The 22,686-nt window shown below is 39.6% G+C and carries 16 protein-coding genes; 1 reads left to right on the top strand and 15 read right to left on the bottom strand.

Features of this window, described 5'->3' with window-relative positions:
- Positions 1-169: 169 nt before the first annotated feature.
- The 15 genes from AAAY30_RS08445 to fba form a co-directional block, all read right to left on the bottom strand.
- Positions 170-1,063 (bottom strand): ATP-binding cassette domain-containing protein, encoded by an 894-nt coding sequence (locus tag AAAY30_RS08445; protein WP_499215766.1) that lies wholly within the window; start codon positions 1,061-1,063, stop codon positions 170-172.
- A gap of 15 nt (positions 1,064-1,078) precedes the next feature.
- Positions 1,079-1,459, bottom strand: a complete 381-nt coding sequence (locus AAAY30_RS08440) for a Bax inhibitor-1/YccA family membrane protein (RefSeq protein WP_289780785.1) — start codon at positions 1,457-1,459, stop codon at positions 1,079-1,081.
- A gap of 124 nt (positions 1,460-1,583) precedes the next feature.
- Positions 1,584-3,797 (bottom strand): starch-binding protein, encoded by a 2,214-nt coding sequence (locus tag AAAY30_RS08435; protein ID WP_412122325.1) that lies wholly within the window; start codon positions 3,795-3,797, stop codon positions 1,584-1,586.
- A gap of 193 nt (positions 3,798-3,990) precedes the next feature.
- The gene (locus AAAY30_RS08430; RefSeq protein WP_337781535.1) at positions 3,991-5,328 is read right to left on the bottom strand and encodes an MATE family efflux transporter; all 1,338 of its coding nucleotides are present in this window, start codon (positions 5,326-5,328) and stop codon (positions 3,991-3,993) included.
- Between the two features lie 210 nt (positions 5,329-5,538).
- Positions 5,539-7,239, bottom strand: coding sequence for a phosphoenolpyruvate--protein phosphotransferase (gene ptsP / locus AAAY30_RS08425; protein WP_302196541.1), 1,701 nt, complete (start codon positions 7,237-7,239; stop codon positions 5,539-5,541).
- A gap of 58 nt (positions 7,240-7,297) precedes the next feature.
- Complete coding sequence (locus AAAY30_RS08420; RefSeq protein WP_022235584.1) at positions 7,298-7,561, bottom strand: HPr family phosphocarrier protein; 264 nt, start codon at positions 7,559-7,561, stop codon at positions 7,298-7,300.
- A gap of 112 nt (positions 7,562-7,673) precedes the next feature.
- On the bottom strand, positions 7,674-9,617 hold the full coding sequence (locus AAAY30_RS08415; protein ID WP_499215765.1) for a PTS fructose transporter subunit IIABC: 1,944 nt from the start codon (positions 9,615-9,617) through the stop codon (positions 7,674-7,676).
- Between the two features lie 38 nt (positions 9,618-9,655).
- Complete coding sequence (gene pfkB / locus AAAY30_RS08410) at positions 9,656-10,561, bottom strand: 1-phosphofructokinase (protein ID WP_022235582.1); 906 nt, start codon at positions 10,559-10,561, stop codon at positions 9,656-9,658.
- Positions 10,558-11,307, bottom strand: a complete 750-nt coding sequence (locus AAAY30_RS08405) for a DeoR/GlpR family DNA-binding transcription regulator (protein WP_022235581.1) — start codon at positions 11,305-11,307, stop codon at positions 10,558-10,560. Before AAAY30_RS08405 ends, pfkB begins: the two co-directional genes overlap by 4 nt.
- A gap of 316 nt (positions 11,308-11,623) precedes the next feature.
- Positions 11,624-13,453 carry a leucine-rich repeat protein gene (locus AAAY30_RS08400; RefSeq protein ID WP_499215764.1) on the bottom strand — a complete coding sequence of 610 codons (1,830 nt, stop codon included), beginning with the start codon at positions 13,451-13,453 and terminating at the stop codon, positions 11,624-11,626.
- 352 nt (positions 13,454-13,805) lie between these two features.
- Positions 13,806-14,285, bottom strand: a complete 480-nt coding sequence (locus tag AAAY30_RS08395) for a deoxycytidylate deaminase (protein ID WP_186935491.1) — start codon at positions 14,283-14,285, stop codon at positions 13,806-13,808.
- Between the two features lie 18 nt (positions 14,286-14,303).
- Positions 14,304-15,647, bottom strand: coding sequence for an esterase/lipase family protein (locus AAAY30_RS08390; RefSeq protein ID WP_499215763.1), 1,344 nt, complete (start codon positions 15,645-15,647; stop codon positions 14,304-14,306).
- A gap of 93 nt (positions 15,648-15,740) precedes the next feature.
- Positions 15,741-17,624, bottom strand: coding sequence for a molecular chaperone HtpG (gene htpG, locus AAAY30_RS08385; protein WP_295026136.1), 1,884 nt, complete (start codon positions 17,622-17,624; stop codon positions 15,741-15,743).
- A 175-nt stretch (positions 17,625-17,799) separates the two neighbouring features.
- On the bottom strand, positions 17,800-19,281 hold the full coding sequence (locus AAAY30_RS08380) for a CAP domain-containing protein (RefSeq protein WP_499215762.1): 1,482 nt from the start codon (positions 19,279-19,281) through the stop codon (positions 17,800-17,802).
- 226 nt (positions 19,282-19,507) lie between these two features.
- A complete protein-coding gene (fba, locus tag AAAY30_RS08375; protein ID WP_176781637.1) occupies positions 19,508-20,374 on the bottom strand; it encodes a class II fructose-1,6-bisphosphate aldolase in 867 nt (288 codons plus the stop codon).
- 336 nt (positions 20,375-20,710) lie between these two features.
- On the opposite strand from fba, the gene AAAY30_RS08370 reads away from it, so the two are divergent.
- Positions 20,711-22,522 (top strand): S1C family serine protease, encoded by a 1,812-nt coding sequence (locus AAAY30_RS08370; protein WP_301965235.1) that lies wholly within the window; start codon positions 20,711-20,713, stop codon positions 22,520-22,522.
- Positions 22,523-22,686 lie beyond the last annotated feature (164 nt).

Here is a 22,686-nt window from a genome sequence, read left to right as displayed (position 1 = left end):
GGACTCCGGTGATACTATTCACTGCATATTTTGCGAAGATTGTAACGAAAACATACCGAATGAGCAAAGCAGGTAAATCAAACTAAGTGCAACCGATGCAAAAGTCCAAATATAAAAGCTTTTGTTTTTGAAAAGCTTACGAAGTTCAAATAATAATAACCTTTTCATTTTATGCCCCTACCTTGCGTAAAAAGTATTCTTCAAGATTAATTGCGTGAATAGAAATCTGATTTACCGTAACACCATTTTCAACAAGATATTTATTAATTTGACCCGTTCTGTCAATCATTGAGTCAAGATAAACAGATTTATTATAAATATGTATCTGTTGAGGCGGCATAATTTTTGATAAAATCTCCGCCGCTTTTTGCGGATTGTCAGGCACAATTAAAACTCTGTCGCTGCATTTTTGTGAAAGCTCAACAGCGGAAATTTCTTCTATAAGTTTGCCGTCATGAATAAATCCATATCGTGTGGCAATCTTTGACAGTTCCTCAAGCAAATGGCTTGAAATCATAAAGGTAATTTTCTTTTCGGTTTTTAGTCTGATGATTAAATCACGAATCTCCATAATACCTGTCGGATCAAGTCCGTTTATCGGTTCGTCAAGAATAAGCAATTCTGGATTGCCGAGCAAAGCCATAGCAATTCCAAGTCGCTGGCGCATACCGAGCGAAAACTGTCCTGCTTTTTTGTTGCCTGTATTGCCAAGACCTACAAAATCAAGAATTTTCCTGACACTTTTGTCTGAACTTCCTGTAAGAATTGCCATTCTCTTCATATTTTCGTATGCGGTGCAGTTTTTATAAATTGACGGAAACTCAATGAGCGAACCGATTTTCTTCCTTGCAGTGTTGAGCGGCTCACCGCCAAAGAGGGTAATTTCGCCACTGTCGGGAAAAGCAAGCCCTAACACATGGCGCATAAATGTAGTTTTGCCTGCGCCGTTCTTGCCCACAAATCCGTAAATATCACCTTTGTTTATCGTAAGGCTGATGCTGTTAGAAACAATTTTATAACCGTATTTTTTCACTAAATTTTGTGTCGATAATATTGCACTCATAATTATTCTCCGTAATTAGTTTTTAGCGTCATAAATTCTTATTAAGAGGTCAAGAACCTTGAAGTAGAGCCAAATTACTGTAAATGCCAAGCCAAATGAAACTGACCACTCGTATTCTTTTGGGCGCTGATTTTCAACTGTTTCACGAATAATCTGAAAGTCGCTGATAAGAAACAAAGCTGCGATAATAATAAAAATAACTGACATTGCTATGTCAAAGATAGGATTTCCTGCGAAAATCATTACATAACCTCTTGTTGCAGTAATGAGGTAGCCGATAAAAGCAAGGATTGAAATGCTTATTGTTGAAAGTAAAAGTGCAAGTGTAACAGATTTAAATTTTTCTGTTGCCTTAATCTTGCCTGAAGTATAGAGTAAAAGCATTGTAAATACGATTACAAGAGCTTATATGTCAATACAATATAGGCAATTTTACACTATTCTTGCATCCTGTATACACAAAAAAGGATTGCAGATTTTGCTCTGCAATCCTTTTGAATATGATTATAACTTTTACGAATTATGCGATATAAATCTGTAATGCGGTTGCGTCAAGAATATCAAGCTTGCCGTCGCCGTACATATCAGCAGCGTCAAACCAAGCCTTGTTTGTAACATCAATAAGCGGATTTTTATCGTCATTTGAAATGTGAATCTGTAAGTGTGTAACATCGTTTACATCTACAACTCCGTCGCGGTTTACATCGCCCTTGAGGATAGTTTCCTGCTCGCCGCCGTCCGAAATATAGAATGACTTTGTGCTTTCAGCTATACAGCCGTCAGAATCAATAGCCTTTACAGACAATGTGTATGTGCCTGCATTATTTGCTGTAAAATTGTATGTATTGTCAGATGAAGTCTTTACAGTTGCACCGTTTACCGCAAACTCGTAAGTAACATTGCCATGGTTGTTGTATGGCTCTGCTTTAAGCTCGAGTGCTGTGCCAACAGGCTGAGATGAGCTCTTGTCTGCGCCAAAGTTTACTTCAAACTCTGCCTCCTGAACCTGTGTATCAGGGAGGATCTTGCCAAGTCTTGCAAGCGGAACTGTAATGTTGTCTATATCCTCTTTTTCGTGTGAAGTAGACGGATCGTAGCTGTATTCACCATCTGCAACATCAAGCATTGAGGGGTCGTGTGGAAGTGTATCCATACCCGAAGTACCGTATGTGAGAATCTGCATTGCGCCAATGCCCTGAGTTTCTACATAATTTCTGTCGATACCGAGTGCAGAGTAAGGAATAGCAACCTCGTAAACATAACCGTAGTTTTTCTTGTAGCCGAGTTTAAAGAAATCAACCCAATTTGAGTTAGGGTCAGTGTTGTCGCCTAATGTTCTGTCGCCCTTTACTTCTCTTACACCGTAGAGAGTTTCGCTCTTTGTGCCGTTTGCATATTTAATTTTGAATCCGTTCCGGTTATCCTGTGCCTGATAGCTTGTTACGCCAATCGGAACTCTTGTATCATAATCAAACAGGTATGTTCCGTCCGTATCCTGAACATCAGCCTTGAAGATTGATGCGCCGCCGTTTGAATTGTTTGAATCGAAAGCAACAAGTGTATCAATGTGAGTTGTAAAGCCTACACCGCCGTCTTTTGCTACGCCGCCGTCACAACCCCATACAAACGGATTTGTGTAAACAGAGCCGTCTTTGTTTGTGCCTACTGCCTTGCCTGTTGCCTGCTTGCTTGGGTCTATTGAAAGCGCAATATACATTGGAATACTGTTTCTCCAAGGGCGAGCCTCATTTGATGCCGCAAAATTATCGCTCGGAGAAGTAATGTATGATGTATTTGCCATTTCCCACATAAAGTAGAGGTTTTCATCGTCCCATGCGCCATAGAGAGCGTATGCGTCCCACGGCTGCTCATGCATTGAAGATGGCATATATACTCGGGGGTCATCGTTTGCTGTACCCTGAGCAATAATCATTGAGCTGTCCCAATCGCTTACATCGCCGTCAACAGAAATTGTCTTGTATTTACCCAGCTGCATATTCGGGTTTGTTCCGTAATAGCCGCTTTCGGGAGCTGTTGTGTGTCCGTCCGAGTCAGCAGAAAAAGTTGTTTTGCCTGCTGTAAATGTTTTGTTGTAAGTGAAAGTCTGTGTTGTTTCAACACCGTCATCGCCTGTTGCTGTAAGCACAAGAGTAATTTCGCTGTTACCGATTTTACCCTCGCCTATTTTAATAATTGTGCCGTCGGTATAAGATTTTTTTGCCGAACCGTCAACAGAATAGTATCCTACTGAGGCATTTTTTAGTCCGAGCTGAACCTGCAAAAATTCTGATGAAAAGCTTGTACCGGAGGCTTTGTAAACAATTCCGTATCCATGAGAATCAGGCTTGCCGTAATCTACCCACTGCTTTGCGGCTGTGAGGAGCTTGCACTGACCTGCCTTTAAAGAAAGTCCGCTTGCCTTTGGATACTGCTCCTTGCCCTCGTCCTTTTCTTTGCCGTTATTAAAAATAATGCTTTCTGATTTATATGCTGAAGTAAAGCTTGCCTTGTAAAGTCCGTCATCAGTTGCGCTCATCAGCTGACCCGGCCATTTGGCATTTTCTTTTGTACCATAGGCATAAATATAAACATTTTCCCAATTAAAAACCGAATTATCAAAATATACCTCTGAGCCGTCTGCTGCGGCAGCCGCCGAAACAGCTGTTATCACCATGGCAGACATAATGATAGCTGCACTAAGCAACAAACTTATAATTTTTTTGCTTGTTTTCATAAAAAATCAACTCCTAAATTCAAACTTTATTTAAAATTATATCATTACCTCATTTTATTTACAACAATAAAAAAACAATTTTGTTTACTTGACCAAAAAGTATAAATGATTTTTGAACAAAAAAGCAAGGCATATGACTTATTTAATAAATCATATGCCTATATTTTATATAATATTTTTATTACTTATATAGCTATCCTTTATATATGCGTTTCCACTTGCCTGTTCTGTACTCCAAAAAGGATATAACCCAATTTGAAAACCAACCGATCGGCACTGCAATCCATACCATTTGCAAGCCGAAAATCGGTGCAAATGCCATTGCAACAAATACTCGGATAAACAGATTCACAAAATTTGCGACTGTAAACATTTTCATATCTCCAGCACCTCGCAAAAGTCCGTCAACTGCCATTTTAAAGCCGATAAAACAGAAGAACCACCCCATAAAACTAAGGTATCCGCAGCCCGTATTCATTGCGGTTATTGTGCCGTCATCACCGAGAAACATTGATACAATCAAACTGTTAAAAGGTTCTATAAGCAGAATAAGTAAAAGAGAAAATGCTACCACAAGAATGTTTGCGGCATGGTAACCCTCTACAACACGCTTTTCATTCTTTGCACCCAAATTTTGCGCAGTGTACGAAGACACAGCATTGTTTATACTGTTAAAGGGAACTATGCAAAGCGATTCCACTCTTATTGCGGCAGAATATCCTGCGAGAGCCTCCGAACCGAAGCCGTTTACCACCGACTGCACAAGCATCATTCCGATTGATACCGTTGACTGCTGAATAATTGACGGAAAAGCAATTTTTGCCATAGGCAAAAGCTCACTCTTTTCAAAAAATTTTGCACGACCTATGTTGAGCTTTTTAAACTCCCACACAAGCACTATGAATGATAATACAACCGAAATTCCTTGTGCAATAAGTGTTGCCCAGGCAACGCCCGTTACACCCATTCTGAAATTTTTTACGAGCAAAAGGTCGAGCGCAACATTGAACACCGATGAAAAAATCAAAAAATAAAGCGGTATTTTAGATTTTCCGAGTGCATTGAACATTGCGGAAAGCACATTATACATAAATAAAAACGGCAAACCAGCAAAGTAAATGTTCAGATAATCGACCGCCAGATCAAGTACATCAGACGGAGTATTGAGCGCAATAAGAATAAGACGGCTGAACACAAGACCGATAATTCCAAGCAAAACACTAAGTGCGGTAAAAGCAATCAGCGCAGTGTACACTGCCGTTTTTGTCTTTTTATATTCCTTGGCGCCAAAATACCTACTGACTATTACCGACGCACCTATTCCGCCGCCGATTGCCACACAAATAAAAATATTTGTAAGCGAATATGACGCACCTACCGCCGCCAAAGCCTTTTCACTTACAAATCTGCCTACAATAGCCGAGTCCGCCATAGTGTATGTCTGCTGAAAAATATTACCTATAATAATAGGCAGAGCAAACACAAAAAGCGCATACATCGGCTTTTTCTTAACTAAATAATCATTATTCACATAAATCACCTATCCGCAGATATTATAACATATCTTGTCGGAAAAAGGAATATTGTTTAATCACGGTTTTGCAGATGTACACCGCTAAGCCATAAATTAAACCAATTTTGATAAAGAACCTCAGAAAAGGCTTTGGGCAGTGCTCAAACGAACACTGCCCTTCGCAAACTATTATTTAGAGTTTGATTATGAAACTTGTTATCTGATTAATTATAAAAGAGTTTTAAGATAGTCGCTTATCTCTTTTTCGGTAGTCATTGCAAGTACCTTTTCGGCAACCTTGTCTGCCTCTGCCTTTGACCATGCAGAAATTGTTTTTCTTACCTTTAATACCGACGGTGCGGATACACTGAACTCGGTAAGTCCGAATGACATAAGTAACGGCACCATCATCGGGTTAGCCGCTGCCTCGCCGCACATACCCACAGAAATATTATTCTTGTTTGCGCAATCAATAATATACTTAATGCCCCTTAATACACTTGGCTGTAACGGAGAATACAGATATGCAACATCGTCATTTCCTCTGTCGCAAGCCATTGTATAACCCGTAAGGTCATTTGTACCAATGCTGAAAAAGTCGGATTCTTTTGCAAGAATATCAGCAATCATAACTGCCGCCGAGGTTTCTGTCATAATGCCTACAGGGATATTTTCGTTAAATTCTACTCCCTGTTCCCTAAGTTCAGCCTTAACCTCTTCAACAAGAGCCTTGCCCTCTCTAAGTTCTTCAACGGCTGTAATAAGCGGGAACATAATTCTTACATCGCCAAAAGCGCTTGCTCTTACAATTGCACGGAGCTGTGTTTTGAACAAATCTTTATGCTTTAAGCAATATCTGATTGCTCTGAAGCCCAAGAAAGGATTTTCCTCTTTTTTAAGTCCGAGATAAGGAATTTCCTTGTCGCCGCCGATGTCAAGAGTTCTGATAATTACAGGCTTTCCCTTTAATGTAAGTGCCGCCTTTTTGTAAGCGTCAAACTGCTCGTCCTCTGTAGGCAAAGCGGTTCTGTCCATAAATAAAAATTCAGTTCTGAACAAGCCAACGCCCTCGCCGTCTGCATCAACTGCCTTTATTGCGTCCTCCGGCTTGCCGATATTGCAGAAAAGCTCGTATTCCTCACCGCTTAAAGCTTTAGTTGCCTTGCCTCTGAAATTTTCAAGTTCTTTGCGCTCTTTAAGAAAATTAATTCTCTTTGTATTGTACTCCTGAATAACAGCGTCATCCGGCTCATCAATTACTACGCCCTCACTGCCGTCAACGATTACATAAGTACCGGCCGAAAGTTTTGAAACAGCACCGTTTACGCTGAGTACAGCCGGAATTTCAAGCGCTCTTGCAAGGATAGCCGAATGAGATGTTTTGCCGCCTGTTTCGGTAATAATTCCGACAATATTTTCTTTATTGATGCCTGCTGTCATGGACGGAGTAAGTTCTTTTGCGACAACTACCGTGCCCTTTGGCGCTGCCGAAAGTTTTACTTCTTTTACGCCGAGCAAAATGCTTAGCATACTTGTTTTTAAGTCTTTTACATCTGCCGCTCTCTGCTGTGTAAGTTCGTCATCTGTGGCAGAAAACATAGAGATGAACATATCGCACATATACTCAAGTGCAGCCTCGGCGCACTGACCGTTATCAATCAACTTTTCGATTTCGCCGCACATATACGGGTCTTTCATCATCTGAATGTGACCCTCAAGAATTTCTGCCTCTTTTTTACCTGCCGACGCTTTCAGTGCATCTGCCTGTGCCGCAGTATTGTCGCAAAATATTTTGACCGCATTTCTGAAACGCTCAACCTCTGCCTCGGTATCCGTAACAGTTACATTATTATATTCAAGTTTTGCTTCTTCTACAATCATTACTCTTCCGAGTCCGATACCCTCGGAAGCGGGTGTTCCGTGTAACATAACCTCACCTGCTTTCAAATTTTAGAAAGAAAGCGTGCCAAAAGACACGCTCCCGTTTTTATTCACCAAGTCCGCCTTCAATAAGCTCTACTGCCTTTGCAAGAGCCTCTTCTTCGTCAGGACCGTTACATTCTACTACAAACTCGCTGCCGCACTTAATACAAGCTGCAATAATATTTAAAAGACTTTTTGCATTGATTTTGCTTGAGTTGAAATCAATTGTAACATCACTCTGGAACTTTGCCATTGCTGTTGCAAATACTGATGCGGGACGCATATGAAAACCTGATGCATTATTTAATGTAAGTTTTTTTGATACCATAATAGAAAACCCCTTTATAATAGTTTTGTGTCAGACAGGGAGGGTTGCTCCCTGTCTGAATTAAGTTTATTTTATCATATTTTAAGAAAGAATGGAAGATTTTTTGTGAAATTTATTTAACTTTTTTAGTCTCTTTGTTAAGAGGTTTTATAAGAAGTGCAAGCATAAACATACCGATTACCGCACCGATTGCAAGAGCAAGGAGGTAGAAATACCATGTACCCTGCATTGTTGCGAATACGAAGATACCGCCGTGAGGAGCCATAAGCTTACAGCCAAAGAGAGCTGAAAGTGCGCCTGCTACTGCAGAACCAACGATACATGAAGGGATAACCTGAAGCGGATGACCTGCTGCGTAAGGAATTGCACCTTCTGAGATGAATGAAAGTCCCATTACATAGTTTACGGGAGCATTCTTTCTTTCTTCGTCTGTCCAACGATTCTTGAAGAATGTGTTTGAAAGAGCGATTGCGATTGGAGGAACCATACCGCCGATCATAACTGCTGCCATAATGATGTATGCCTGATCGTCTGCGTTTGCAAGGTTAAGTGTTGCGAATGCATAAGCTGCCTTGTTGAAAGGACCGCCCATGTCGATAGACATCATACCTGCGAGGAGCGCACAGAGCGGAACCATCATTGCAGGGTTAGAGGCAATAGCGTTAAGGCCGTCTGACATACCTGAGTTAATCATACCCATGAACGGGTTGACTGCGCACATTACAACAAGAATACCGCCGAGTCCGAGAAGCGGATAGATGAGAACGGGCTTGATACCCTCAAGAGCCTTAGGCATCTTATCGCACATTTTTTCAATAGCAAGCATTAAGTAACCGCCTGCGAAACCTGCAAGCAATCCACCGAGGAAGCCTGACGGAACTGTGTTAACAGCACCCGGATCTGCAAAGGTTGCGCCTGATGTTGCAAGGAAACCGCCTACAAGACCAACGAGAAGGCCGGGACGGTCTGCAATTGACATTGCGATAAAGCCGGAAAGAATAGGAACCATAAGGTTAAATGCCACACCGCCGAGTGTCTTAAACCATGCGGCTGCAGGAGTTACCGTACCGAATGTACTGCCAGCCTCCTGTGCGTTAACACCGCATGCAATATCAATGAGGAATGCAATTGCAATGAAGATACCGCCTGCTACAACGAACGGGAGCATATGTGATACACCGTTCATAAGGTGACCGTAAGTGCCGCCTCTCTTCTTTGGAGCATCTGCAGAACCGCCTTTGTGATGATATACGGGAACTTCTTTGTTTACAATCTTGTTGATAAGCTCTTCCGGCTTATGAATACCGTCTGAAACGGCACACTGTAAAACGGGCTTGCCGTCAAAACGGGCAAGATTTATTGTGATGTCAGCGGCAATGATGATACCGTCACAATTTGCAATTTCTTCTTCGGTAAGCACATTCTTTGCACCGCCCGAACCGTTTGTTTCAACCTTAATCGGAATGTTAAGGCTGTCGCCGGCTTTCTGGAGTGATTCAGCCGCCATATAAGTATGAGCAATACCTGTTGGACAAGCTGTGATAGCAAGAACTCTGTAACCCTTCTTTGCAGGAACTTCTGCCTTTGGTTCATCGGGGAACTTCTCTGTTTCTTTTGCGTCAATAATCGAGATAAATTCTTTCGGAGTTTTTGCGGCTTTAAGTTTCGCTGTAAAATCTTCATGCATTAAAAGCTGCATAAGTCTTGCGAGAACCTCAAGGTGAACATCGCCGTCTGTTGTAGCCGCTATCATAAAAATAAGTTTGCAAGGCTGTCCGTCCGGAGCCTCATAATCTACACCGTTAGGAACTGTAATTGCAGCAAGTGCAGGAGCTTTAACTGCTGTGCTCTTTGCGTGCGGAATGGCAACTTCCATACCGACTGCTGTTGTTCCCATTTCCTCTCTTGCGAGGATTCCTTTCTTATACTCGGCTGCATTTACAAGGTTTCCGCTCTTTTCGTGCAATGAAACGAGCTTGTCGATTGCTGCCTGTTTGTTTGCCACTGATACATTAAGCTCTATGGCACTTTGTTTTAATAAATCAGTAATACGCATAAATTCTTCTCCTTTTTAGTTTATTTATTTCTACCCACTCAGAATTGAGCGAGCAATTCATCAATTTTATCTTTTGTGGCAAGTCCGTTTAAAAAGGCTGTTGCATTTCCGCAGGCACTGCCGAGCTTTAACGCATAGGCGTAATCGTTTTTGTCAATGCAGCCGGCTACAAAGCCTGCTACCATCGAGTCACCCGAGCCTACTGTATTCAGTACCTTGTGACCTTTAATAACGCCCTCTTTATGAACCTTTCCGAATTCGTCAACAAGTAATGCACCGTCGCCGCCCAGAGAAACGAGAACATTTTTTGCACCCATTTTCTGCAATTCCTGCGCATATTTGACAACATCGCTTTCTGTCTTTACTGTTGTGTCAAAAATTTCTGAAAGCTCCTGACGGTTCGGTTTGATTAAAAACGGTTTGTATTTTAGTGAATTAACAAGCAACTTTTTAGTTGCGTCAACTACAATTCTTACATCTTTTCCGTCAAGTTTTTCGATGATTCTTTCATAAACATCGTCAGGCAATGTATTTGGAATATTTCCTGCAATGATAAGTGTATCGCCGCTCTGAATATTGTCGATTTTATCAAACAGATTCAAAAGTTCTTCCTCATCTATGTGTGGTCCTTGACAGTTGATTTCGGTTTCTTCGCCTGCCTTGATTTTAATGTTTATTCTTGAAATTCCGCTTTTAAGTGTGATAAAATCTGCTGTGATTTTAGGATTTTTAAGACCTTTTTCAATAGCCTCTCCGGTAAATCCTGCAACAAAACCAAGCGCTGTGCTCTTGATACCGAGTTCGGCAAGTACGCACGAAACATTTATTCCCTTGCCGCCGATGTAATATTCCTCGCTTGTTGTTCTGTTTGTAATGCCTGTCTTAAGCTCATCAAGACGAACGATGTAATCAATTGACGGGTTTAGTGTAACTGTGTAAATCACTTCATAACCTCCTTGATTATTGTTTTTTCCGAAAACTCATTATACGGGAGTTTGTCGGTTATAATACAGCAGTCTTTAAGCTCTGCAAAGGTAATCGGAAATACCTTTCTGAATTTGGTATTGTCGGCAAGAACAAAAGACATATAACTTCTTTTTATAACTTCCTCTTTGATCAAGCCCTCTTCCATATCAGGAGTGGTAAAGCCTGCATTTAATTCAATTCCGTTAGTACCCATAAAGGATTTTGTAAAGTTAAAGGTTTTCAGCGACCTTAAACCTTCCGCGCCCATAATAGCCTCGGTAGCAGGTTTGATTCTGCCGCCGATTGTGTATGTTGTAAGTCCCTTTCTTATAAGATTTTTTGCGTGGGTAATACCGTTTGTAACATAGGTTGCGTTTTTGTTTGTAATGTAATCTGTGAGAATATCAGTGGTTGTGCCTGCGTCTATATATACAAAATCCGTATCGTTAATAAGTTTTGCACAATAGATTGCGATTGCTTTCTTTTCGTCAAGCATTATACCTTCTCTTGATTTCACATCAGCCTCATATACGCCCGAAAGCTGGTGAATTGAGGTTGCTCCTCCGAATACTTTATTAAGCTTGCCCATCTCGTCAAGTGTTGTGAGGTCACGCCTTATGGTTGACTCCGATGTATTCAAAAGCTTTGTAAGCTCCTGTACCGTGACTGTGTTTTTCTCGCTTAATATTTGAAGTATTGTTTGGTATCTTTCCTGAGTAAGCATTTCCCTCACCTCTTGACTACATTATAACACCTGTTTTGTTAAAGTCAAGCAAATTCTTTCAAAAAAAATCATTAAAACTGAAATTCAGTTAGTTTATATCAAAAATCGCATATAATTTTGTGCGTTTTAACAAGTGATTTTGCTTTTGCATTTTTAAGTCATTCAAATTCAGTCGTAAATCAGTCAAGATTATTCAAAAATATTCTATCCCGATTACTGTCTTTTTATTCCCGTATTTTATCATTTATAAAAGCAAAAAGCTGTTCGGTAACTCTTGCCCGAACAGCTTTAATGTACTTTTAATATTAAATTTTAATTACGAAGCAATAATAGTCTGAATCTTTGTAACATCGGCAACATCAATTTTACCGTCGCCGTTTGCGTCTGCCGCCTTTGTATTTTTAATTACATATGATGAATTGCCCGAAAGATACATCTGTAAGTATGTAACATCCGATACATCTATTTTGCCGTCATTATTTATATCACCTACAGGTACAGTTTCCTCCTGCAAAGCTTTGAATGTAATTTTATTTTTGGTTGCGTATGTCTGCGCCTCTGTATTTTTATAGCCGTAAATTATAAATCCGTCAATAACTCTGCCATCACTATAGCCCACTGCGGTTGTACCAAAATATGTAACACTCTTTGGAATAGTAATAGATTTCATAGCTTGGCAATTTTTAAATGCAGATGTTTCGATTGATGTAAGAGTATTCGGCAAAGTTACCGATGAAAGTTTTGTACAGTCATAAAAGGACATTGAACCTATTTTTTTAACTGTATTTGGTATAGTTACTTTAGTTAAATTTTTAGCGTTACTGAAAAGATTGTCTGCTACTGCTGTTGCACCGTTTTCTATAGTGGCTGTTTTTAGTCCCGAATCTTCAAACACATCAATGCCTGCTTTGGTTACAGTCTTCGGTATTGTAATTGTTGTGAGCGCTGTTGTTCCGTTAAATGCGCTATAGCCGATTTCGGTAAGAGTATTTGGCAATGTTACCGATGAAAGTTTTGTACAACCATAAAATGACATTGAGCCTACTTTCTTTACTGTATTCGGAATTGTTACTTTAGTTAAATTTTTAGCGTTACTGAAAAGATTGTCTGCTACTGCTGTTGCGCCGTTTTCTATAGTGGCTGTTTTTAGTCCCGAATTTTCAAACACATCAATGCCTGCTTTGGTTACAGTCTTCGGTATTGTAATTGTTGTGAGCGCTGTTGTTCCGTTAAATGCGCTATAGCCGATTTCGGTAAGAGTATTTGGCAATGTTACCGACGAAAGTTTTTCACAATGATAAAATGACATTGAGCCTACTTTCTTTACTGTATTCGGAATTGTTACTTTAGTTAAATTTTTAGCGTTACTGAAAAGATTGTCTGCTACTGCTGTTGCACCATTTTCTATAGTGGCTGTTTTAAGTGCCGAACCGTTAAATACATTATTACCGGCTGTTGTAACCGTTTTTGGAATTGTAATTGTTGTGAGCGCTGTTGTTCCGTTAAATGCGCTATAGCCGATTTCGGTAAGAGTATTTGGCAATGTTACCGACGATAGACTTTTACAACCGTAGAATGACATTGAGCCTACTTTCTTTACTGTATTCGGAATTGTTACTTTAGTTAAATTTTTAGCGTTACTGAAAAGATTGTCTGCTACTGCTGTTGCGCCGTTTTCTATAGCGGCTGTTTTAAGTGCCGAACCGTTAAATACATTATTACCGGCTGTTGTAACTGTTTTTGGAATTGTAATTGTTGTAAGTGCTGTTGTTCCTTCAAATGCATTATAGCCAATTTCCGTAAGATTGCTTGGTAATGTAACTTTTGAAAGTTTTGTACAATTGTGAAATGCCATTGAACCGACAACTTTTATTGTATTTGGTATTTTAACAGAAGTTAATGTGCTATTGTTGTAAAAAGAATTATCAGAAATTTTTACAACATTTTTATTTAAAATTTGTGACGGAATTGTAATATCGGTTGCTATACCCTTATATCCCGCAATATTTACGGTATCATCTGAATTTACAGTATATTCATAGTTGCCGCTTATAAAAATAGTTGCCGCATTTGCTGTAATTGAAATCACAGATAACCCGCTTACAGCTAAAACCACAGCAATAATTGATGCTAAAAATTTTTTCATTTATTTTCTCTCCTTGTCATTATGACAAAATATTTTATATACTTCTTAATATACAATAAAAATAATAGCAAATATGAAATTTACTGTCAATACAAAATTGTGCAATTCAGTTACATATACAATCATCAAAAATATAAATTTTTTTATTTGTCAACTTTAACACAAAAAGGTCACATCATTGCGTAAGCGGAAAGTATTTGTGGGCTTTGCCCACAGCCTTTGAAAAGGTCGACCAAACATTTATAATTGCTTGGAAAATCAATTTGCTAAACCATAATTTATTAATGCTATCTCAAATAATCTTATAGCCTTTGACCGAAAACAAGTCAAAGGCTATATATTTTTCTCAATATTACTTTTCAAAATCAATTGAAAGGCTCTTTTTGTCGGAAGTAAATTTACGGCACGCTACCCCTGCCGACTGCAACATTCTTTTAGATGCAACAGTTGCGGCGCTGTCGGCATATTTATCATAAAGATAAACAACCTCTGCTATACCCGACTGAATAATGGCTTTTGCACATTCGTTGCAAGGGAAAAGGTCAACGTACAGCCTTGCGCCCTTAAGATTTTTGCCTCTTGCATTAAGTATAGCATTAAGCTCGGCGTGTACCACATAGCTGTACTTTGTGTCTTCACCATCTCTGCACCACGGATAATCGTCATCGGAACAGCCGAAAGGAAAACCGTTGTAACCTGTTGAAAGAATGATATTGTTATTGTCTACAATACACGCACCTACTTGAGTGTTCGGGTCTTTACTGCGCTTTGAGGCAAGAATAGCCACACCCATAAAGTATTCGTCCCATGAAATATAGTCTTTTCTTTTCATTTATCTTTATCCTCCTTATCAATAACCTGATTTTTTCAAGTCTGCAAGTATCTGCACATAAAATTCTCTTATGTCAAAGTCCTTAATATTTTCACGGTTAAGGTCAATCATATCTCCGTGAGAAATACCTCTTTTACCTTTTGTAGTAATGTATGTATATTTTTCGCCCCAGGCAAAGGAGTTTTCTGAAACCAAGCCGTCATTCTCACCGTCAAAATATTTTACAAGATTGTATGAAAAGTTAAGCGGAAATTTTCCGCCCAACGCTCTGTTCAGCTTTGAGCCAAAGCTCTGATAATAAACCTTTGGTGAGTCAAATACATCAGCGTTAAGTTTCGTACAATTTGCCTGCGTAAGGTCGGTTACGGCAGAGATGAAGTCGGGATTTTTGTCGCCAAACTTTAAAAGTGCGTTATTGTATGCAAAAGCAATTTTGTTTTTAACATTAGGCGAAACTTTTGTTAAAAGATAGTCGGCAAAACCGCAGCCACGATGCGGAGTGTTTATTGTGGTGAGCGATGCTGTCATATCTTCAACGCCGTAACAGGCAATCGCCTTTCTGCAATCAAGCCCGCCCTTTGAATGAGCAATAATGTTCAGCTTTTCACAACCTGTTTCCGCAACGATTTGTTTAATTCTCTCGGCAATCTCTTTGGCGCTGTCATCTACAGATGCGGCCGATTCGTGATTACCGTAGTAAATTTCTGCGCCGTTTGCAATAAGCTCTGCCGGCACTCTGCCCCAATAATTGAAATATGCGCTGTCACGAAAAAACACACCGTGCACAAGTAACACAGGGTATTTTGTTTTGCAAATTTTCTCATTGATTCTTTTTCTGTCTTGTTCGGCTTTATCAATCTCAAAATTAACCTCTTGCATAGTTATTTTTATAATAACGCCAAGACAAAATAAATTTACAATCGGAATAAAACCGCAAATTATTCCGATAAACCTATGCTTTATGCCAAGTTGAACCGATGTGCAATAAACGGAAATGATACCGTTCCAAAACAAAATAAACTCCGCAAGCAGAGCACCTCCAAGGCACAGCGCCCATTTTACCCAATTGTCAGGTAACATTTGAAAAGCCGACTGAATATAAATCACACTTGAAAGCAGAGTTGTTATTAAAAATTGCAAGAGCAATTCACTGCCGTGTGCAATCATTCTGAATTTAAAAGACGGATAGCCGCCTTTTGCACCGGACGGAAAAACATTTGCGGCAACAAACACAAAAACACTGATAAGCGGCAAATACCACCTGTCAAGCATCTCTGCAAGAAAAATGCCGTTAATACCGACCATAAGCATAAGCGTGAGCAACAGCCTATAAAAGAATGTAAACACTCCGGATTTTTTCATTAAATCACCCGTTTTTATAATAACACGCACACACAAAAATTGCAACAAAAAAGCGGATGCAACTAATGCAACCGCTTTAAGATAATTATTTAATTACACCATAAGACTGCAAACGAGATCTGCATATTCGCCGGGATTTTCAATTGGAAGTCCTGCAATGAGGAGAGCCTGATCATAGAGAAGCTCTGCGTACTTCTTTGCTTTTTCAATATCCGTCTGCACTGCGCTTTCCATTGCCTTTACAGCCGAGTGATTCATATTAAGCTCAAGCACTCTCTGTGCTTTCATACCGCTGTCAGGCTGAACCGCATTGAAGTATTTTTCCATTTCAAATGAAATGCCGCCCTTTGCGGTAAGGCAAACAGGGTGAGAAACCAACTTTTTAGACGCAACAACTTCGCTTACCTTGTCGCCGAGTGTTTCTTTTACAAAAGTAAGGATTGCACTGCTGTCCTTTTCTTCCTCTTTGTTTTCATCATTCTCAATACCGAGGTCATCGTTTGTAGCCGAACAGAAACGCTTGTCCTTGTACTGCATAAGAGTTTGGAGTGAGAACTCATCAATTTCTTCTGTGCAATAGAGGATTTCGTAACCCTTAGAACGCAAAAGTTCTGTCTGCGGGAGATTGTCAATTGAAGAAATGTTCTCGCCGACTGCAAAGTAAATAAACTTCTGATCCTCTTTCATTCTGTCAACATATTCCGAAAGAGTTACAAGTTTTTTCTCTGTAGAAGAGTAATACATAAGTAAGTCTTGTAATTCTTCTTTATGCATACCGTAGTCGGCAGATACTCCATACTTAAGCTGTCTGCCAAAGGCATTGAAGAACTTTTCATAATTTTCTCTGTCATTTGCAAGCATTGAAGTAAGCTCGTTCTTAATCTTCTTCTCAATGTTCTGTGCAATAGTGATAAGGTGACGGTCATGCTGGAGCATCTCTCTTGAAATGTTAAGAGAAAGGTCTGCGCTGTCAACAATACCCTTTACAAATCTGAAATGTTCAGGTAAAAGCTCCTCGCAGTTTTCCATAATAAGAACACCGCTTGAATAAAGCTGAAGTCCCTTTTTGTATTCCTTTGTATAGTAATCGTAAGGTGCCTGTGACGGAATGAAAAGCAATGCCTTGTACGTAACAACACCCTCTACGGAAGTTACGATTGTATGCAAAGGCTTGTCCATAGCCATAAACTTTTCACGATAAAAATTATCGTACTCTTCCTGCTTAACATCTTTCTTTGCTCTTTGCCAGATTGGGAGCATACTGTTAAGAGTTTCGGTTTCTGTATAATCCTCATACTCCGGTTTTTCGCTGTCCTTGGTTTCTTCCTTAACTCTGCTGTGAGTCATATCCATCATAATCGGATAGCGGATATAGTCGGAATACTTCTTGATAAGTCCCTGGATTCTGTACTGCTCAAGGAACTCATCATAGTTTTCTTCCTCAGTATTGTCCTTAATTTTAAGTACAATTGTTGTACCGATTTCGTCCCTCTCTGTTTCGGTGATTTCGTAACCGTCTGCGCCGTCAGATTCCCACTTGTAAGCTGTGTCACAGCCGTATTTCTTAGTAACAACGGTAATTTTCTTTGCTACCATAAAAGCGGAGTAAAAGCCGACGCCGAACTGACCGATAATGTCAATATCGTCCTGCTTTTCGCTCATTTCCTGCTTAAACTTGTATGAACCCGAAGATGCGATTGTGCCAAGGTTGTTTTCAAGGTCGTCTTTATCCATACCGATACCGTTATCGGTAATTGTAAGTGTACGGTTTTCCTTGTCGGGCTTTATAAAAATCTTAAAATCATCTCTGCTCATATTAAGCTTATCGTCTGTAAGTGCAATAAAGCAAAGCTTATCAATAGCATCGCTTGCATTTGAAATAAGCTCTCTAAGGAAAATCTCCTTATGAGTATAAATTGAATTAATCATCAGGTCGAGAAGTCTTTTTGACTCTGATTTAAATTCTTTCTTAGCCATAAAATTACTTCCTTTTTAATTAATAATGCGTACTACATTCTTTCGTACTAATATTATATTATACATCATTTTGGTTAAATTTTCAATAGATAAAGTATTGGTTATGTGTAGCATAAATAAAAAGCAATACCGTACATATCATACAGTATTGCTTTTATATTCGTCATATTGCTTTTTAGTCCTTTATAAACAACTGATCCCAATAATATTTATATTTAGAATTATTATCGATATAGCAAGAAACACCGATTTTTTCATAAGTTTTGCTCATAATACTTGCTCTGTGACCTTCCGAATTCATCCATGCATTCACAACATCCTCCGGTGTTGAATATCCTGATGCAATATTCTCAGCCGCATTAGTGTAAGATACATTGTTTTCCTTAAGAATTGTTGACCATTTTGTACCGTTAGGTCGTTTATGATCAAATAAAGTAACTGTTTCTTTTGCACGAATATCAGAAAGACCGTTAAGTGTATCATCTTTTTTCAGCGGTTTCAGTCCCTCTTTGGCACGCTCAATATTTACAAGTTCAATAACCCTGTCAGCAAATTCTCTGTTATAGCTTGTTGTAGGTTCAGGTTCAGGCTCTGGCTCAGGCTCAGGATCGGGTTCGGGATCAGGATCGGGCGTGGGATTCGGTTTAACCGGTACAGTTACTTCTGAAATAATAATCTGCGCTTTCGTTACATCCTGAACATCAATTTTGCCGTCGTTGTTATAATCGGCAATTTCTTTCTGCGTATCTGTAAACTGATCTTTTCCCGAAATGCCTAACTGCAAATATGTAACATCCTGTACATCAAACTTACCGTCAAGATTTATATCATACTCGTCCGAATCGGAAATATCTTTGTAAGCGGTATTAATAACATCAAGAATAGTATTCAGCATTTTTTCTGCTTCATCATCGTTAAGATAATCAGCTTTTTGTTTATTAATTTTTACTTTAACGCTGTCGATAAGGTCATTTTTCTTAACATTAAGCAATCTTGCAAGATTGCCTGTTTTGTCTGTTTTTTGGGTATCGGCTATTCCGTCATAGCTCACATAATTTAATAAATAATCTGTCAAAAGATCGGCATCAGTCACACCGTCAGGCAAAGTAGAACCTATTACCCTGCTTGTTGAAGTAATTGCTTTTTCCGGACCGCACTCGGGATGATTCTTCCATGCCGCCTCCGTACATGTTTTAGAACTGTCATTAGGATTTTCCAATAAATTACCTGTAACATAGCAGGTATCACCAAGGCAATTACCGTTCATAATTGTGCGATATGTCTCCATACCTGTGTCTGCGCTGAAAATTACGCAATAGTAATTGCGGTCGCCCGACTGCTCAATTTCGTCGGAATTACCTGTTCTTACAACATTATAGGAGTACAAACCGTTTCCTTCATTAACACATTTTTCACTTTTTGACTGCCATGTTGTCCATTCTCCCGTACCGTCAGCTCTCCAGATATGGCAATAAATCCTCTTATAGTTTTCCCATCCTGTTGAGTTAACATCAAAGTAAATCTTTGTGCCTTCGCTTACATTTTCATCGGTGCTTGCTGCCGACACTGCCAATCCGCCCATAGCAAGCATTGACATAGGCACTGTAAGTGCAAGTGCGGAAGCAGTAATACCTTTTAATAATTTATTATGTTTCACATTATCAACCTCTTTGTAATTTTGATTTAATATTCCGCATTTCATCAAAATATTATATTAATATGTTACAACAGTTGATAATATATGTCAATATTAATTCAAAATTTCACCAACGAAATTTTGTGCATTATTTTGTTGAAAATATGTGAGCAACAAAGTGTGCAGCACAAAAAAGGCTCCGTCAAAAGACGAAGCCTTAAATTTGTGAAAATATTAAGCTATACGATTAAGCCTTACCGACTGAACCGAAGAGTTCCATTTTCTCTTTAACAGTAGCCTTGATAGCCTCTGCACCCGGAGCAAGGAGCTTTCTTGGGTCAAAGCCCTTACCCTCTAAGTCCTTACCTGCCTCAACATACTTTCTTGTAGCATCGGCAAATGCAAGCTGGCACTCTGTATTTACATTGATCTTTGAAACACCGAGTGAAATAGCCTTCTTGATCATATCAGCAGGGATGCCTGTACCGCCGTGGAGAACGAGTGGCATATCGCCTGTAAGCTGCTGAATCGCATCAAGAGTTTCAAAGCTAAGGCCCTTCCAGTTTGCAGGATACTTACCGTGAATGTTACCGATACCTGCAGCGAGCATTGTTACGCCGAGGTCAGCAACCATTTTACATTCCTTAGGATCTGCGCACTCGCCCATACCGATAACGCCGTCTTCCTCACCGCCGATTGAACCAACTTCAGCCTCAAGTGAAAGACCGAGAATGTTACAAGCAGCTACGAGTTCCTTAGTCTTAGCAATATTCTCTTCGATTGGGTAGTGTGAACCGTCAAACATAATTGAGCTGAAACCTGCCTTAATGCAAGCCTTAGCGCCTTCGTATGAACCGTGATCAAGGTGGAGAGCAACCGGAACAGTAATGTTAAGCTCTTCGAGCATACCGTTTACCATACCAACGATTGTCTTGTAACCGCACATATATTTACCTGCGCCCTCAGATACACCGAGAATTACAGGTGAGTTAAGCTCCTGAGCAGTTAAAAGAATTGACTTTGTCCACTCAAGGTTATTGATGTTGAACTGACCAACTGCATAGTGGCCTGCTTTTGCTTTTGTAAGCATTTCTTTAGCGTTTACTAATGGCATATTAATCTTCCTTTGTAGTAAATTTTCGGAACAAAAAATATAGTCGCTCCGAGTTACTTTTATTATACAATAAATCATTTCAAATATAAAGTCTTTTGCAAAAGTTTTTTGGTTTTTTGAAAAAATTACAGGAAAAATCTTGTAAAATCACCTAATTTTCAATATATACTCACATAAGCGTGATATAATTTTGTTGCTTTTAAAACAATAAAGATATATAATACTTATGAAAGCTATAAATTAGTAATTCATAATTAAAAAGTTTGCAACATATAAGTTTGACTTAATTATTTTATACAATTACGAATTATGCATTACTAATAAGGAGATATTTTTATGGATAATAATTTCAATTCTAATAATCAGTTTGAACCTGAAAAGCCTTTTACCGAAAAACCGACCGAGCCGCAGCCTGCGCCTGTTTTTGAAACCGAAAATACAGAAAACAACGCAGAAACGACTAACGAACAATCGGTAACACCGCAGTATCGAAATTTTGAGCCTGAAAAACCGTTTGAAAATGGATTTTCTCAACCTCAGCAACCGCAAAATGACTTTGCTCCTCAAACACCGAATTTTGAACAGCCGCAGCAAAACGGATATTATCAAAACAACGGCTGCAACGGACAATACAACCCAAACTTTAATCAGCAGTATAATCCGAATCTGCAATATCAACAGCCGTTTAATCCGCAACCGCCTCAATATCAGCCGTACGGCAATCCGCAGGTTGGCGGCAGACCTGTGTATCAGCCTCAGTATGGACAATACGCTAATCCACAGCAGCAATATTCTCAACCGTACGCACCACAGTATCAACAATATCAACCGCAGTACGGACAGCAGAATTATCAACAGCCAAACTTTAATCAGCAGCCATACGGACAGCCTTATGTGCCACAGCAAAAGCCGCCTGTTGATTATTCAAATACATACGCACAACCGCCAATGCCGAATATGCCACGCAAAAAGATGACACCCGGCATAATTGTAATAATAGTTGTGCTGTCATTGCTTTGTGTAGGCAGTATCTGCGGAATGATTGCCTATGTTGCGTCAAATTCAAACGACAACAAAAATAATACAAATAACAGCTATACATTTACATTACCGAGTGACAACAATGACAGTTCAAGCGCTCAAGAGCATAATGAATCCGATTACAGCAACAAGACAAATTCTTCTTATGAGGGAATTGACTTAAAAGCTAAACCGAGCGATGCCAAAGATTCCAAATACAACACCGAATATGCAAGCAACGAAGTAACAGATTCTATTGTCGGCGTTCTTTGCTATTCAGACGAAATCACAGATGATTCACAGTGCACTTCGCAGGGCAGCGGAATTATAATTACATCAGACGGTTATGTTATTACAAATGCTCATGTAGTTGGCAACAGCAAAACTCTCTACCTTATACAGGTCGTTACTTCCGACGGCAAGCAGTACAAAGCAGGTGTTGTTGGTTACGATACACGCACAGACCTTGCTCTTTTGAAAATGGACGATGCAAGCGGACTTAAGGTCGCAAACTTCGGTAACTCCAAAGATGTTTCACTTGGTGAAAGTGTAATAGCTATAGGTAATCCCGGCGGAGTTAAGTATAACAACTCAATCACTCAGGGTATTGTATCTGCAGTTGACAGACAGAGCAGTATTACGACAAATGTAAAATTCATTCAGACAGATGCAGCCATTAACCCCGGCAATTCCGGCGGCGCTCTTGTAAATATGTACGGTCAGGTAATCGGAGTTTCATCCGCAAAAATAGCCGCTACAGATTATGAGGGTATGGGCTTTGCAATTCCTTCTGCCACAGTAAAAGATGTTATTGATGACATTATGAAATACGGCTATGTGCAGGGCAGAGTAAAGATTGGCGTTACAGGAGAAAATGTACAGAGCAGTGGAAACACGCCAGCGGGCATTGCGATTTACAGCATTGACGAGGACGGTCCTTGCGCAAACACAGACCTTAAAGAAAACGATATTATCACAGGTGCAGACGGCAAAAAGGTAAGCAACTTCGCCGAGTTCTATGATATACTCGAAAGCCATAAAGCAGGCGATACAATTGAGCTTGAATATTACCGCAGTTCAAACGGCAGTACAGATAAAGTTACCATAACTTTGCAGGAAAGCAAGTAATAAAATTATATAATCATAACGACCGCTGTCATTATCGGACAGCGGTCGTTTTTTAAATTATATAACAAGTGGCTTTTCCTGTTGCTGTCGCATTTAAAGGCTAACGCCGTTGTGTTTAGGCTGCCAAACAGCTTGCCGTTTGGCTATCGTTAGATTGTGTAAAC

It is taken from the genome of Ruminococcoides bili (assembly GCF_040093295.1).
Classification (GTDB): Bacteria; Bacillota; Clostridia; order Oscillospirales; family Acutalibacteraceae; genus Ruminococcoides; species Ruminococcoides intestinale_A.
Note: the sequence above shows the minus strand (reverse complement) of the source record. Positions and strands in the feature narration are given on the sequence as shown.

Coding starts and splice junctions, on each gene's coding strand:
- AAAY30_RS08395 (WP_186935491.1), bottom strand. CDS start 14,285: ATGAAAAGAAAAGACTATATTTCATGGGACGAATACTTTATGGGTGTG.
- AAAY30_RS08390 (WP_499215763.1), bottom strand. CDS start 15,647: ATGAAAAAATCCGGAGTGTTTACATTCTTTTATAGGCTGTTGCTCACG.
- AAAY30_RS08370 (WP_301965235.1), top strand. CDS start 20,711: ATGGATAATAATTTCAATTCTAATAATCAGTTTGAACCTGAAAAGCCT.
- AAAY30_RS08405 (WP_022235581.1), bottom strand. CDS start 11,307: ATGCTTACTCAGGAAAGATACCAAACAATACTTCAAATATTAAGCGAG.
- AAAY30_RS08415 (WP_499215765.1), bottom strand. CDS start 9,617: ATGCGTATTACTGATTTATTAAAACAAAGTGCCATAGAGCTTAATGTA.
- AAAY30_RS08400 (WP_499215764.1), bottom strand. CDS start 13,453: ATGAAAAAATTTTTAGCATCAATTATTGCTGTGGTTTTAGCTGTAAGC.
- fba (WP_176781637.1), bottom strand. CDS start 20,374: ATGCCATTAGTAAACGCTAAAGAAATGCTTACAAAAGCAAAAGCAGGC.
- AAAY30_RS08435 (WP_412122325.1), bottom strand. CDS start 3,797: ATGAAAACAAGCAAAAAAATTATAAGTTTGTTGCTTAGTGCAGCTATC.
- htpG (WP_295026136.1), bottom strand. CDS start 17,624: ATGGCTAAGAAAGAATTTAAATCAGAGTCAAAAAGACTTCTCGACCTG.
- AAAY30_RS08445 (WP_499215766.1), bottom strand. CDS start 1,063: ATGAGTGCAATATTATCGACACAAAATTTAGTGAAAAAATACGGTTAT.
- ptsP (WP_302196541.1), bottom strand. CDS start 7,239: ATGTTACACGGAACACCCGCTTCCGAGGGTATCGGACTCGGAAGAGTA.
- AAAY30_RS08420 (WP_022235584.1), bottom strand. CDS start 7,561: ATGGTATCAAAAAAACTTACATTAAATAATGCATCAGGTTTTCATATG.